The sequence below is a fragment of the Brevibacillus sp. WF146 genome, assembly GCF_001673705.2.
In the GTDB taxonomy this organism is placed as follows: Bacteria; Bacillota; Bacilli; order Brevibacillales; family Brevibacillaceae; genus Brevibacillus; species Brevibacillus thermoruber.
Genome location: NZ_CP109943.1, coordinates 933594 through 947148 on the forward strand (window position 1 = coordinate 933594; position 13555 = coordinate 947148).

The following is a 13555-nucleotide window of genomic DNA, read 5'->3' on the forward strand; positions in this document are numbered from 1 at the left end:
TTTAGTAGATCGCTTCCCAGCCGGCCGGAGTGACGAACAGGCGGATCGCCTTGATCTTGCGGTCGTCCATCAGCGTGAAGTAATGGCGGTAGTAGGACGGGACGGAGATCAGGTCGCCCGGCTCCATTTCCACGTCAAAGTAGCGGCCGTCCTTGCCTTTGATCGCGAAGATGCCGTGGCCGTCCACGCAGAAGCGGCACTCGTCGTCGGTGTGATGGTGTTCCGCTTTAAATTTGACCAGCAGCTCATCCAGGTTGGGCGTTTGGTCGGAGAGGACGATGATGTCGGCAGTGAGATAGCCGCGCCGCTTGCTGATGTCGTCGATTTCCGGGCGGAACGCGTCGAGAATCTGCTGCTTTTCCTCGTCGGTCAGGTTGTAGTTGTCGCGCAGGTTGGCATCCAGGCGGTCCACCCCCCAGTGTTCATAGATGATTTCTTGGGTTTGCAGGAATGTAGAAACCTCCTCCGGTGCCGTAATGTACTCGTTGTTGTCGTGAAAACGAACTTTTGCCATGATACAATACCTCCTCCAATGATTTTAGCTGGTATGTGTGAAGGACACGGCGGTCTGGCGAAGCTGCAGCCAGCGCACGTGGTACTCAAACAGGAATTCGAACGACTCCAGGTGGCGCTTCGCCTCGAAGTCGTTGGCGCCCCAGGCATAGATGCCGTGGTTGCGGATCAGCACGCCGGGGACATCGGGCGTGATCACTTTGTCGATCGCGGCCGCCAGTGTCGGAATGTGGGCAAAATTCTCGACAATCGGAATGGTAATGCAGGCGTTTTCCTCCCAGATGCCCAGTCCCTTGATCAGTTCCTGCCCCTGAATGGAAAAGGCGCGCTGCCCGAAGTAGAGTTCGGACACGAGGTTGTTCCACACCGTATGCACGTGGAAGCAGGCGCCCGCCTGCGGAATGCGCTTGTAGACCACGGCGTGGATCAGCGTTTCCGCCGAGGGCTTGAGCGCTGTCGGTTCGACCGGGCGGGACTCCCCGTCGACCACCAGGTAGTCTTCCGGGGAGAGCTTGGTCTTGTCTTTTCCGCTGGCCGTCACGGCAAACTGCAGCGGATCGTCGGAGAGCTTGATCGAGAGATTGCCGCTGGTACCGGGAAACCAGTCGCGGCGGGCAAACGTCAGCTTCGCTTCGTCCAGCCGGCGAAACGCGTCTGCGCGTTGTTCCAGTGTGACTGTCATGGTGAGCCGACCTCCTGTTGGGTTCGTAAATCCTGCAAAATGGCGATGACGTCGTGGAAGGTGGCAAACGTCCGATGCGGCAGGCCCAGTTCAGCGCATTTTTGCGCGAGCAGCGAACGGGCGATGACGAAATCGGCAATCTTGGCACCCGCCAGATCGGTGACGGAATCGCCGATGACCACGCGGAAGTGGCGGTCCGGATCGTATCGCCGGATGATCGTCGTTTTGCACATGCCGCAGTCGTTGTCGCAGTGTTCGTCGCAGCGGTGCGGCCAGGTGATGGTGATGCGCTCGCCGCTGAAATCGCTGCCGTTGCAGTAGATGGGCACGTTCAGCTCAAACGGGGCGAGGATCGGCTCCACGAAAAAGTCGATGCCGCCGCTGGTGATCAAAAGCTCGATGCCTTCGTCCCGGCAAAAGCGGACGAATTCGGCAAAGCCGGGGCGGATCACTGCTTCGCCCACGATGAAGTCGACAATCTCCTGCCTGAGCGAGGAGGGGAGGAGCTGAAACAGCTGGCCCACGCCTTCGCGGACGCTCACCTGCTGGGAAAGGATCTTTTCCGTCAGCGCCTCCCACTCCGGGGGAGCAAAGCGGCGCATGATGGCGACGATGTTGTCCTTTTCCGTAATGGTGCCGTCAAAGTCGCAGAACAGCACGAGTGATCTGGTCATCGTCCGCTCCCCCATTTCTCCAGGGCTGCCGCCAGTTCCGGCGACTCGGCTGCCGCGTCGGCGAGCGAGCGTCCGGCGACGACCGCTTCGATGGCGGCCACAAACGCGCGTCCGCCCGCCGTCGCCCCGCCGGGATGGCCGTGAATGCCGCCGCCGGCGTTGACCACCTGATCCTGTCCAAAATCTTCGTACAGTTGCGGCACCAGGCCGGGGTGAATGCCCGCGGACGGGACCGGGAAGGCGCGCCGCATGCCGTGCAGGGGAGCGGTCAGATGCTCCGCCAGGCGCAGGGCTTCCGCTTTGTCCAGGGCCACGCTGCCGTACGGCGACGGGAAGAGCACCAGGTCGGCGCCGGCGATCCGCATCAGTTTGCCCAAGAGCAGCGGCGTGGCGATGCCGTAGTCGGGCGACGGGTAGAACGCGCCCGCCAGCGCCGGATGGGCCATGATCGGCACGCTGACGTCCGGATCGGCTGCCAGGCGGTGCAGAGCGTCGAAGCCGAACGCCAGCACGTTGAACAGCAGGCAGTCGGCGCCGGCCTCCACCGCCCGCTTGGCCCGCTCGTTCAACTCGTGCACCGGACCGGTCAGATTGGCCGCATAGAGGACGGGTTTGCCGGTCTGTGCTTCCGTTTCCGCGGCAATCTGCTTGAACGCCTTGATCCGCTCCAGAAACGGGGCGCGGTCATCGGCGAAAAAGATTTCGTCGTCCTTGACCAGGTCCACGCCGCCCAGCGCCTGGGCGCGGAACTGGGCTTTCAGATCGTCAAACGGCATTCCCAGGCAGGACTTGAAAATGCTCATCAGGAGCGGGCGGTCATGCACGCCGAGCCGTTCGCGAAGGCCGTCGATGCCGAAGCGGGGGCCGGGAAAGCCGTTGAGGAACGCTTCCGGGAACTGCACGTCGATCAGCTTGATCTTGCCGTCCATGGAGAGCTTGCCGAAGATGCCGGTCAACAGCGACGGGATGTCGGCGGTAAAGTTGCGCACCGGATAGCTTACGGTGATCAGGCCGCGCGTTTCCCCGTTTTCCCGCGTCTCCAGCGGTTGGGTGTCCACCGCTTCGCCCAGGTACGGTTTCAGTTCCGCCTGTTTGGCGGCAGGCAGGTCGGTCCAGGTGCCGACGGTCATCCCGACGGCGATCCCCTCTGCTTTTTTTCGCAGGTCTTTCGCTTGTGTCAGATAGGTGACGAGGATGCGTTGTTCGTTCATGGATGGGATGATCCTCCTTTGTTGTGCCCTCCCGGCCGCCGGGTCCTTCACGCTGTCCCGGCGATTGCCCGCGCTGCCCCGGGGAGGTGCCGCGGGCGAGCCGACGGGGCCGCTGTGTTCCAACAAAAAACCTCCCCATGGAGGAGGGGAGGCGGTTGTCGTTCAGTCAGCGTCTCCTCTCATCTCTCGGAAAAACATTTCCGCAGGATTTAGCACCGTTACGCCTCCCTGCCTGGAAAGCGCCGGTTGCCGGGCATCATAGGGCCAGTCCCTCAGCCAGCTCGCGATAAGAGTGTGAATCGTTCGCTATGCGGTTTTGCTTGGTAGATACCCCCATGATATGACGTTCCTCTCAGGGAGTCAACCCTTGATTGGGGGAAATGTGCGGCGCTGTTGAAAAGCCGGCAGGGTGCGCGGCCTGGGTTCGTCCGGCCGTATTGAGCGCGGCCTTTGCGCCGGTTCAGCGCTGTACGTGCACGTTTTGGAGAAGCGGCCACAGTTCGGACGTTTCGTCCACCCCCCACCAGAAGATGGCATCGCGTACAAACGCGCATCGGTGTGCAGGCGGAGCGGCGGCCAGATAGGCGCGTATGTCGTCCAGCGGTATGTGATCCCTGCTGGTGCCGGCAAACGGGAACACGTAATCAGCAGCGGGCTTTCCGTCAATTGGCACGACTCCCAACCCGTCGATGGTCGGAATCCAGCCTGCGGACCGGCGCTCGCTCTCCAGGTCGTTCAGATACCGCATGACGCCGGGAATCGGTTCAAGGCCCAGGTCTGTCCGCATGTGATGCAAAACGGTCTGGCGACGCTGAAAGTAGTTTCGTAACTGCGTGTCTGTTGACTCCTCATGCCGACTTTCTGCGAGATTGGCCCAATACCGTTCCCATTGCTGTGGGGTGCGGACGGACACCAGACTGCCAAGGTCGCCTGCGGATTCGATCGTCACAACCAGGCGGAAAAAATCTTCCAGATTGCGTGCGATAATGCGCAAGGATGGGTCGTCCGTCGGGCTGACGCAGACAATGGGCGCCTCTGTCAGGTCTGTGATGCGGCCGAAATCGGTCAGAAAGCCGTAATGAATGCCGTCGCAGCCGGTCTCGGCAAAGACGTGCAGGTCGGGCGGCGTGTTCCAGTAGCGAAAGCTATTGTTCGCAAACCGGAAATGGATATACTCCAGCGGGTTGTCCAGTCCTTCCCGTATAATTTTTTGCTCCAATGCCCGCACGTGCTCCAGCAGGTCGATGCCATAACCCATCAAATCGCTCCTTGGACACCGTGTTATAATACCCCTTATTTTACCATAAACCTCAATCTTTTGAAAAAATGCTGCGGCGCGGTGGAACTTTTTCCCGCCATGTGCGTGGATAGGAGTGAAAGGGTGTGAATCCGTGGAAAAGGTCGGACTGGAAGACGTGTACCGCTTGTACGTCAACGACATATACCGCTACCTCTGCCGATTGACCGGTGACCGGGTGCAGGCGGAAGACCTGACGCAGGAGACCTTTTTCCGGGCGTATCAATACCTGGATGCCTACCGGGGGGAAAAGGTGCGCCCCTGGCTGTTCAAGGCGGCCTACCACACGTTTGTGGACTGGCATCGGAGGCGGAAGAAGCGTCCGTGGCGATTGGTGGAGACGATCCCGGAACAGCCGGACGGGGCGGCGGCGGACCCGGTGCGGGCGCTGCTGAGCCAAGAGGCGTGGTCATCGCTGCGGACGTGCCTGGACCGGCTGCCGGAGAAGCAAAAACAGGTGATCCTGCTGCATTGCGGACAGCTCAGCTACGCGGAAATCGCCGAGGTGCTGGGCATCGACGCGGCGGACGTAAAGCGCTCATTGTTTCGCGGGCGGCAAACACTACGCAGAATGTGGAGGGATGAACATGACGACGGACAAGGCAAATGAAGAGCGGGAACGGGAACTGCTGGCATATCTGCGCGGTGAAATGACGGAGGAAGAAGCCGCCTCTTTCCGTGCGAGGATCGCAGCGGACGAGCTGTATGCGGAACGATTGGAGGAGCTGCTGCTGGGCAGCGGCGGACAGGAGGAGAGAGAAACGGACGTGCTGTCCGAAGAGACGCAGCGCGCCATCCTCCGCCGCAGCAAATGGCGCCACAGGCTGGGCAACGCGGCTTACACGGTGGGCATCTCGCTTCTCGTCGGGGCGGTCCTGATGTTTGCCAACGGGTGGATCGGCTGGTATTTGCACGAGGACACCTACCGGGTGGCCCGGGACATGGTGCACTTTACCCAGCCGGGGCTCACGGTGGGCAGCAGCGGTTCGCAAATCGGATTTCTGTACGGGGAGATAAACATGGAACTGCGTGAACAGGTGGGGGGAGACGATCAGAACGCCGGAACCTTTTCGATCAGCAACGTCTTCTCGATCATTTCCGCGAAGCCGGCATGGACCGACGGTTTGCGGAAAGAGCGGCTCTTTTTTCTCTTTCCGTCGTCAGCGGCCGATCGGGAAGAAAGCGCCTTCCGCAGAAATCCCGCCTGGAACGCGCTGGAAAAGCTGCCAGAGGGAACGGTGGCGCAGCTCGCCGTCTCGTTTGACCGGCTGCTGACCCATGATGAGTACTACGCCCTGCTTTCCAGCTACGACTTGGATACCACCTGGTTCGCCGTGGACACGGGGCAGGAGCGAAACCATCCGGACGCGGCGGAAGGCAGTCTGCTGCTGTCGGCCGGTGACGTGTGGGGATACGCGGAAAGAGAACTCGATTACGGCGAAGCGCCGATTCAGGCACATGGCGAAGGTGAGCGGCGCGCCCGGGCGTACCTGGCGGAAATGGAGTATCTCGCGGGACAGGAACGGCTGACGAACGCCATTGGCGAGCGGCTTGTGACCGCCGGAAACCGGCTGCGCATCGAGGAACGCTGCCGCTACCTGCAGCAGAACGGTGTGCGCCTCTACGGGGCGGTCGTGACGGGCCCTGTCAAGGAACTGCTCAAGCTGCGGCAGGAGCCGTCGATCACGGCTGCCTTCGTGGGCCGGATCGACTGGTGGAACTGGGACCGGCCGAGTGCCTCGGGCCAGCGGACCAGTCCGTGAAGACTGGACATTTCACCCAAAAAAGGGTGTTGACAGCGCGAAACCGGGGTTGTATGATTCAAACAAACGTCAAAACCGCATACGTTGGATACCTTATCCAGAGAAGGTGGAGGGACTGGCCCGATGAAACCCGGCAACCGACATGACGCTGTCCGAGCGCTTCCGGCGACGGACGTGCAGCGCGTGCACGGTGCTAATTCCTGCAGAAACAAAAGTATTCTGGAAGATAAGGGGGAGACGACACGCAGACGCGTACGGACAGACCTCTATTCTTCGGGAAAAGAGGTCTTTTTGCATGTGCGGAATGCTCTGGCTGGAGGCGGCAGCGGTTCACGCGCCGCCCGGCGGCCACTGAATAGACACACCGGAAATGTGAAGACAAGCGGCATCTGCCGAAGGAGAGGGGAATTGAACCATGGCGTATCGCGCATTGAGCGAACAAGAAGCAGTGCAGTACGTAAAACAACTGCCGGACCTGTTTGCGGCGGAAGCGGAACTGACCAGCCGGGAGATCGGCGACGGCAATCTCAACCTGGTGTTCCACATCCGGGAGGAAGCGACGGGCAAAAGCGTCGTCGTCAAGCAGGCGCTGCCCTACGCCCGCGTGGTGGGCGAATCCTGGCCGCTCACGCTGGACCGCGCCCGGATCGAAAGCGAGGCGCTGCGCATCCAGCACAAATACGTGCCGGATCTCGTGCCGGAGGTGTATCACTTTGACGAGGAGCTGGCCCTGACGGTGATGGAAGACGTCAGCGACCACGTGATCATGCGAAAAGGCTTGATCGCGGGCAACCGCTACCCGCTGTTCGCCAAACAGATCGGCCGCTTTCTCGCCCATACGCTGTTTTACACGTCCGATTTGGGGGCGCATCCCTACGACAAAAAAGCGCTCGTCGGAAGATTCATAAATCCGGAATTATGCAAAATTACTGAAGACCTCGTCTTCACCGATCCCTACGAAGACGCGCCGACCAACAGCTTCAACCCGCTGATCCGGCGGGAGGTGGAGGCGATCTGGAACAACAAGCCGCTGAAGCTGGAAATCGCCAAGCTCAAGTACGATTTCCTCACCCGGGCGGAGGCGCTGGTGCACGGCGACCTGCATACCGGCAGCATCTTCATTTCGCCGACGTCGATCAAGGTGATCGACCCCGAATTCGCCTACTACGGCCCGATCGGCTTCGACATCGGCGCGGTGATCGCCAACCTGCTGCTGAACTACGCGGGCCAGCACGGCCTGCAGCCGGATACAGGAAAGCGGGAGGCCTATCGCGAATATCTGTTGGCGACGGTGGAAGACGTCTGGAACGAGTTTGTCTCCCAGTTCGTCCAGCTCTGGCACAAACAGGCGAAAGAGCGCAGCGCCCACACCGAAGGCTTCTGGCAGAGCTACGTGCAGCGGCTGATCCGGGACGCGGCGGGCTTCGCCGGCTGCAAAATCCTGCGCCGCGTCATCGGGTTGGCGGGCGTCGCCGACCTGAACAGCATCGCCGACGATCAGACCCGCGCGGAAGCGGAGCGGCTGGCGCTGGCGATCGGCCAGGCGCTGATTCTGGAGCGGAACGGCGTGGAGGTATCGACAGACATCACAGACATCGTTCGGACGGTTACCGCACGATACGACCAGGAGGCTGCAGTATGACAACGACCAGCACGCCATTTGCGCCGGTCAAGTGGCAGGATGACGCGCTCGTCCTGCTGGACCAGACCCGGCTGCCCGTTGAAACGATCTACCTGACGCTGACCACTTCGGAGGAAGTGTGGGCAGCCATCCGCCATCTGCAGGTGCGCGGGGCGCCCGCCATCGGCATGGCGGCCGCCTACGGCTTGTATCTCGGCGTCCGCAGCAGCGACGCCAACGATTTTGAGGCGTTTTGGCATCATTTGAGCGAGCAGGCCGACTACCTCGGCACTTCCCGCCCGACGGCGGTCAACCTGTTCTGGGCCCTGGACAGGATCAAGGCCCGCGTGCAGCGCGAAGCCGGCAAACCGGTGGCAGAGCTGAAGGCGGCGGTTCTGGACGAAGCCCTGTCCATCCAGCGGGAAGACGCGGAAGTGTGCCGCCGAATCGGAGAGCACCTGCTCACCCTGTTGAAAGACGGCATGGGCATCCTGACGCACTGCAATCCGGGTGCGCTCGCGACCGCGGCCTACGGTACGGCGACGGCCCCGCTCTACCTCGCCAAGGAGCGCGGCTGGAACCTGAAAGTGTACGCCGACGAGACCCGGCCGGTGCTGCAGGGGGCGCGCCTCACCGCCTACGAGCTGCAGCAGGCGGGCATCGACGTCACGCTGATCTGCGACAACATGGCGGCGATGGTGATGGCCCAGGGCAAGGTGCAGGCGGTCATCGTCGGCACGGACCGCGTGGCGGCCAACGGCGACGTCGCCAACAAGATCGGGACCTACGGCGTGGCGGTTCTGGCACACGCGCACGGCATTCCGTTTTACGTGGCGGCCCCGCTGTCTTCGGTCGATCTCGACACGCCGACGGGTGCGGACATTCCGATCGAGGAGCGGCCGGCGGTGGAGATTACGCACGGATTGGGCAAACAGGTGGCCCCGGACGGCATCAAGGTGTACAATCCCGCGTTTGACGTCACTCCGGCCCGCTACATCACGGCCATCGTCACCGAAAACGGCATCTACAAACCGGACGAGATCCGCAATTGCAAACGATAACGGCAAACAGCCCCCGGGCCGCCCCTGGGAAGGTGCGTCTTTCCCGGCGGTCCCGTTTTCCACGTTGGTAAAGCGCCCCCGGGCGCTGTTTGCGTTTCCTGGAGGAGGAGCGGCATGAAAATCATTCCCATGACGGCGGAGGCCTGCCTGAAGCAGCTGGAGCCGGCCGACGCGGAGGAGATGTTCTGGCTGACGGATGTCAACCGGCCCTATTTGCGCCAGTGGCTGCCGTGGCTCGACATGGTGCGCGAGGTGAAAGACACGGCCCGGTTCATCGCCTTGACGATTGACCAGCATCACCGCCGCCAGGGCACCCATTACGGAATCTGGTACAACGGCAGGCTGGCCGGGACGCTGGGCGTCCACAGCATCGACTGGGCCAACCGGAAGACGTCCATCGGGTATTGGCTGGGGGCGCAGTTTCAGGGAAAAGGGCTGATGACCCAGGCGGTGGCCGCTTACCTGGACCATCTTGTGTTTGGCGAGTGGGACCTGGAACGCGTCGCCATCCAGGCGGCGACGGGCAATCACAAAAGCCGGGCCATTCCCGAGAGACTCGGCTTCCGGCTGGAGGGCGTGCTGCGCAGCAACGAATTTTTGTACGACCATTACGTCGACCACGCCGTCTACGGCATGCTCGCTGCGGAGTGGCGAAGCCGGACGTCCGCGGACGAGAGCGGGAGCGGGATGCGAAAGAAAAAGTTGGATTGACAAGAAATTTTGGGTAAAATACGATCATAACAGCGAAAAAAGGGTTGCGTGACGCGCATCCCTTTCTTTGTTGAAACGAGTTCTTTGTTGAAACGAGAGCCGGCGAAAGGGGGAGCAGCGTGCGCACCTTGCTTCAGTTGTCCTGGTTTTTTCGGAAATATTGGAAAAGATACGCAGTTGGCATTTTCTTTCTGTTTGTCATCGATCTGCTGATGCTGTGGCCGCCCCACCTGATCGGGCAGACGGTGGATCAGATCCGCAACGGTTCGCTGACGCCGTCCGGCCTGGCCCGGACCGTGGCGATCCTGCTCGGCCTCGGGCTGGTGATGTACGCCATTCGTTTCCTCTGGCGCTACCTGCTGTATGGGGGTGCGCTGATCCTGGAGCGGACGCTCAGGGACCGGCTGTTTGCCCATCTGACCCGGATGACGCCGTCGTTTTACCAGCGGCGCCGCAGCGGCGACCTGATGGCGGTGGCCACCAACGACATTCCCGCCATTCAGATGACGGCGGGCGATGGCGTGCTCACGCTGGTCGACTCGCTGTTTGCCACGCTGCTGACGCTGAGCGTGATGATCGTGGCGATCGACTGGAAGCTGACGCTGGCGGCGCTGGTGCCGATGCCGCTGTTGGCCTGGGCGACCGCCTACTACGGACGATTGCTGCACGAGCGGTTTTACCTCGCCCAGGAGGCGTTCGGGGAGCTGAACGACCACGTGCAGCAGTCCGTCTCCGGCGTGCGGGTGCTGCGCGCCTTTGTCCAGGAAGAGGAGGACGTGGAGGCGTTTCGCCGGGTAAGCGAAAAGACGCTGGAGCGAAACGTCAGCGTCTCCCGCATCGACGCCCTGTTTGAGCCGACGATTGCCGTCATCATCGGCTTCAGCTTTTTGATCGGGCTCGGCTACGGCACCTATCTCGTCTTTACCAGCGCGATCTCGCTCGGGGACCTGGTCGCGTTCAATCTGTACCTCGGTCTGCTGATCTGGCCGATGTTTGCGTTTGGCTGGCTGATGAACATCCTGCAGCGGGGGAGCGCTTCCCACAAGCGTTTGCTGGAGCTGTTTGACGAACAGCCGGACGTCGCCGATCCGCCGCAGCCCGTCACCCGTCTGACGTCAAGCACGGTGGAGGCCCGCTCGTTTACCTTCCGCTATCCCGGAGCGGAGATGCCGGCGCTGCGCGACGTCAGCTTTGTTTTGAAGGAAGGGGAGACGCTCGGCATCGTCGGCCGCACCGGCAGCGGCAAGTCGACGCTCTGCCGCGCGCTGCTGCACCAGTATCCGGTGGAGAGGGAGTCGCTGTTTGTCGGCGGCGTGCCGGTTGAACGGATTTCCTTGTCCGCCTTGCGGGAAAAAATCGCCTACGTGCCGCAGGAGCATCTGCTCTTCTCCCGCACGATCGCGGCCAATGCGGCGTTCGGCCGGCCGGACGCGACCCGGGACGAGGTGGCGCACGCGCTGGAACTGGCGGAAATGGGGCGCGATCTGTCGCAGTTCCCGGCAGGCCTGGAGACGATGGTGGGCGAAAAGGGCGTCACCCTTTCCGGCGGACAGAAACAGCGGATCTCCATCGCCCGCGCGCTGTTGATGAATGCCGATATTCTGGTGCTGGACGATTGCCTGTCGGCCGTCGACGCGCGGACGGAGGAGAGCATTCTGCGCCATTTGCGGGAGGAGCGGGCCGGCAAGACGACGATTATCGCCGCCCACCGCCTCTCCGCCGTGCAGCACGCCCACCTGATTCTGGTGCTGGACGAAGGAAGGGTCGTGGAGCGGGGAACGCACGACGAACTGATGGCGCTGGACGGCTGGTACGCGGAGCAGTACCGCCGGCAGCAGATGGAACGGTACTTCGCCGGACAGGGATAGGGAGGGGGGCTTTCGATGAACGAGACAAGCGTATGGCGGCGGCTGGCGGAATTCGCCATGCCGTTTCGCAAACAGATTGCGGGAGCCCTGCTGCTGCTGTTGCTCGGCACCGGCGCGGAGCTGGCCGGTCCCTTTCTGGCCAAAGTGATGATCGACAACCACATCCTGGCCATTCAGAAAACCTGGTACCGGTTCGAACGCGAGCCGGTCGATCGGGAGGGCAACCGCGTCGGCATTCCCATCGCGGGACGCTATTACGTCCGGGAAGACTGGCTGGACGACCTGCCGCCGGATGCGGCCGCCCAAGGGACGTTGGCACAGGTGGTCACCGAGGGGACGACCTACTACTTGTTGGACCGTCCGCTCAGGGGAGAAGGCGACACGCAGATTCGGCCGATCGCCGGCGCAGACGGACGGGAACGGGTGGAAGCGACGCTTCGGCAGGCGGGGCGCACGCTGGACCGGACGGAAGGCGTCCGCCTGCTCGCGGCGGAGGTCCGGGACCTGTACAGCCGGGACATCTTCCCCATTCTGTTCCTGGCCGGCGGGTATGCGGTGCTGATCCTGGTCAGCGCCCTGTTCAATTACATTCAGATTTTGTCGCTGCAGACGACGGCGCAGCGCATCATCCAGCGGATGCGGATGCAGCTCTTCGCCCATCTGCAAAAGCTGCCGGTCTCCTTTTTTGACCGGACGCCGGTGGGGCAGCTCGTCTCCCGGGTGACGAACGACACGGAGGCGATTCGCGAGCTGTACGTCAGCGTGCTGGCCACGTTTGTGCAAAACGGAATCTACCTCCTCGGCATCCTGATCGCGCTGTTTCTGCTGCAGCCGGAGCTGGCCCTGTTCTGCTGTCTGACGGTGCCGCTCCTGGTCGTTCTGATCGTCGTCTACCAGCGCTACAGTTCCCGTTACTACGCGGCGATCCGCAGCCGGTTGAGCGACATGAACACGACGATCAACGAGATGATCCACAACATGCCGGTGGTGCAGGCGTTTCGCCGGGAGACGGGCGTGCAGCAGGAGTTCGCCCGGGTAAACGACGAGTATTTCCGCGTCCGCCTGAAAGAGAACAACCTGGAGGCGCTGCTGCTTAGGCCGGCCGTTGACCTGATCTGGAAAATTGCGCTGACGGTCATCGTCTGGTACTTCGGGTCGCGTTCGTTTCACGGCGCCATCTCGTTTGGTGCGCTGTTTGCGTTCGTCGATTACATGGGACGGTTTTTCGAACCGGTCAACATGATCATGAACCGCCTGTCGCAGCTTCAGCAGGCGGCCATATCGGCGCAGCGGGTGTTTGACGTGCTGGATACGCCGTCCGAGGCGGAGCGGGGCGGCCGCCAGATCGGCCGGCCGCGCGGCGAAGTGGTGTTTGAAAACGTCTCGTTTGCCTATCAGGGAGACGAGTACGTGCTGAAAAACGTCTCGTTCACCGCCCGCCCCGGGCAGACCGTGGCCCTGGTCGGCCACACCGGTTCGGGGAAAAGCTCGCTGATGAACCTGCTGCTCGGCTTTTATCCGGTCACGCGGGGACGGATCACCATCGACGGGATCGACATGAACGAACTGGACACCCGGGCGCTGCGACGCCATGTGGGTCTGGTGCTGCAGGACCCGTTCCTGTTTGCGGGCAGCGTCGCCTTCAATGTCCGGCTGTACAACGAGGCCATTTCCGACGAGGACGTGAAGCGGGCGGCCGAAGCGGTGAGGGCGGACGAATTTATCCGCCGCCTGCCGGAGGGGTACGACGAGCCGGTCGTGGAGCGGGGCATGACGCTGTCCGCGGGGCAGCGCCAGTTGATTTCGTTTGCCCGGGCGCTGGCCGCCGATCCGGCCATTCTGATTCTGGACGAAGCGACGGCCAGCATCGACAGCGAAACGGAGTCGGCCATCCAGGAAGCGCTGCATGTGCTGTCGCGCGGCCGGACGACCTTTGTCATCGCGCATCGGCTGTCCACCATCCAGCATGCCGATCTGATTCTGGTCCTGTCGCGCGGCGAAGTGGTGGAGCGCGGAACGCACGAGGAACTGATGGCCCTAAACGGGCTGTATCAAAAAATGTACCAGTTGCAGCAGGGGCGTCTCTCTGCGACGATGGAGCAGTAGGGGGGTGACCCTGACGCGGCGGGAAGGCTGCGTATGCGCGTATGCGAA

12 protein-coding genes and 2 riboswitches are annotated in these 13555 nt (G+C 62.1%); of the genes, 7 read left to right on the forward strand and 5 right to left on the reverse strand.

Translation table 11 applies throughout. The features are described 5' to 3' along the window. Position 1: 1 nt before the first annotated feature. The 5 genes from A6764_RS04475 to A6764_RS04495 all read right to left on the reverse strand — a co-directional run bounded on the left by A6764_RS04475 (position 2) and on the right by A6764_RS04495 (position 4338). Entirely contained in the window at positions 2-514 is a 513-nt protein-coding gene (locus A6764_RS04475; RefSeq protein ID WP_065067238.1) for a 1,2-dihydroxy-3-keto-5-methylthiopentene dioxygenase, read from the reverse strand. Positions 515-538: 24 nt separating this feature from the next. Continuing rightward, positions 539-1195, reverse strand: a complete 657-nt coding sequence (locus A6764_RS04480) for a methylthioribulose 1-phosphate dehydratase (RefSeq protein ID WP_065067237.1) — start codon at positions 1193-1195, stop codon at positions 539-541. After that, a complete protein-coding gene (locus tag A6764_RS04485) occupies positions 1192-1869 on the reverse strand; it encodes a 2-hydroxy-3-keto-5-methylthiopentenyl-1-phosphate phosphatase (protein ID WP_065067243.1) in 678 nt (225 codons plus the stop codon). The genes A6764_RS04480 and A6764_RS04485 overlap by 4 nt, the downstream gene beginning before the upstream one ends. Continuing rightward, positions 1866-3080 (reverse strand): 2,3-diketo-5-methylthiopentyl-1-phosphate enolase, encoded by a 1215-nt coding sequence (locus tag A6764_RS04490; protein ID WP_264622421.1) that lies wholly within the window; start codon positions 3078-3080, stop codon positions 1866-1868. Before A6764_RS04490 ends, A6764_RS04485 begins: the two co-directional genes overlap by 4 nt. 176 nt (positions 3081-3256) lie before the next feature. Continuing rightward, a riboswitch (SAM riboswitch) is annotated at positions 3257-3373 on the reverse strand. Positions 3374-3540: 167 nt separating this feature from the next. Beyond that, entirely contained in the window at positions 3541-4338 is a 798-nt protein-coding gene (locus A6764_RS04495; RefSeq protein WP_065067235.1) for a hypothetical protein, read from the reverse strand. Positions 4339-4471: 133 nt separating this feature from the next. Here A6764_RS04495 and A6764_RS04500 point away from each other — a divergent pair, with 133 nt between their 5' ends. The 7 genes from A6764_RS04500 to A6764_RS04530 all read left to right on the forward strand — a co-directional run bounded on the left by A6764_RS04500 (position 4472) and on the right by A6764_RS04530 (position 13507). Continuing rightward, a complete protein-coding gene (locus A6764_RS04500; RefSeq protein ID WP_065067234.1) occupies positions 4472-4987 on the forward strand; it encodes an RNA polymerase sigma factor in 516 nt (171 codons plus the stop codon). After that, positions 4965-6140: an anti-sigma factor gene (locus tag A6764_RS04505; RefSeq protein WP_065067233.1), complete on the forward strand. Its 1176-nt coding sequence runs from the start codon at positions 4965-4967 to the stop codon at positions 6138-6140. The genes A6764_RS04500 and A6764_RS04505 overlap by 23 nt, the downstream gene beginning before the upstream one ends. 90 nt (positions 6141-6230) lie before the next feature. Then, a riboswitch (SAM riboswitch) is annotated at positions 6231-6373 on the forward strand. Between the two features lie 182 nt (positions 6374-6555). Then, on the forward strand, positions 6556-7782 hold the full coding sequence (gene mtnK, locus A6764_RS04510) for an S-methyl-5-thioribose kinase (protein ID WP_065067232.1): 1227 nt from the start codon (positions 6556-6558) through the stop codon (positions 7780-7782). Then, on the forward strand, positions 7779-8822 hold the full coding sequence (mtnA, locus tag A6764_RS04515) for an S-methyl-5-thioribose-1-phosphate isomerase (RefSeq protein WP_264622422.1): 1044 nt from the start codon (positions 7779-7781) through the stop codon (positions 8820-8822). The genes mtnK and mtnA overlap by 4 nt, the downstream gene beginning before the upstream one ends. 114 nt (positions 8823-8936) lie before the next feature. Continuing rightward, positions 8937-9533 carry a GNAT family N-acetyltransferase gene (locus A6764_RS04520; protein WP_065067230.1) on the forward strand — a complete coding sequence of 199 codons (597 nt, stop codon included), beginning with the start codon at positions 8937-8939 and terminating at the stop codon, positions 9531-9533. 119 nt (positions 9534-9652) lie between these two features. Beyond that, the gene (locus tag A6764_RS04525; RefSeq protein WP_065067229.1) at positions 9653-11401 is read left to right on the forward strand and encodes an ABC transporter ATP-binding protein; all 1749 of its coding nucleotides are present in this window, start codon (positions 9653-9655) and stop codon (positions 11399-11401) included. Between the two features lie 15 nt (positions 11402-11416). After that, on the forward strand, positions 11417-13507 hold the full coding sequence (locus A6764_RS04530; protein WP_065067228.1) for an ABC transporter ATP-binding protein: 2091 nt from the start codon (positions 11417-11419) through the stop codon (positions 13505-13507). Positions 13508-13555: the final 48 nt, after the last annotated feature.

What these genes read in the sequence shown, in the direction of transcription:
- A6764_RS04475 (WP_065067238.1), bottom strand. Translation starts at nt 514, where the DNA reads ATGGCAAAAGTTCGTTTTCACGACAACAACGAGTACATTACGGCACCG.
- A6764_RS04480 (WP_065067237.1), bottom strand. Translation starts at nt 1,195, where the DNA reads ATGACAGTCACACTGGAACAACGCGCAGACGCGTTTCGCCGGCTGGAC.
- A6764_RS04485 (WP_065067243.1), bottom strand. Translation starts at nt 1,869, where the DNA reads ATGACCAGATCACTCGTGCTGTTCTGCGACTTTGACGGCACCATTACG.
- A6764_RS04490 (WP_264622421.1), bottom strand. Translation starts at nt 3,080, where the DNA reads ATGAACGAACAACGCATCCTCGTCACCTATCTGACACAAGCGAAAGAC.
- A6764_RS04495 (WP_065067235.1), bottom strand. Translation starts at nt 4,338, where the DNA reads ATGGGTTATGGCATCGACCTGCTGGAGCACGTGCGGGCATTGGAGCAA.
- A6764_RS04505 (WP_065067233.1), top strand. Translation starts at nt 4,965, where the DNA reads ATGACGACGGACAAGGCAAATGAAGAGCGGGAACGGGAACTGCTGGCA.
- mtnK (WP_065067232.1), top strand. Translation starts at nt 6,556, where the DNA reads ATGGCGTATCGCGCATTGAGCGAACAAGAAGCAGTGCAGTACGTAAAA.
- mtnA (WP_264622422.1), top strand. Translation starts at nt 7,779, where the DNA reads ATGACAACGACCAGCACGCCATTTGCGCCGGTCAAGTGGCAGGATGAC.
- A6764_RS04520 (WP_065067230.1), top strand. Translation starts at nt 8,937, where the DNA reads ATGAAAATCATTCCCATGACGGCGGAGGCCTGCCTGAAGCAGCTGGAG.
- A6764_RS04530 (WP_065067228.1), top strand. Translation starts at nt 11,417, where the DNA reads ATGAACGAGACAAGCGTATGGCGGCGGCTGGCGGAATTCGCCATGCCG.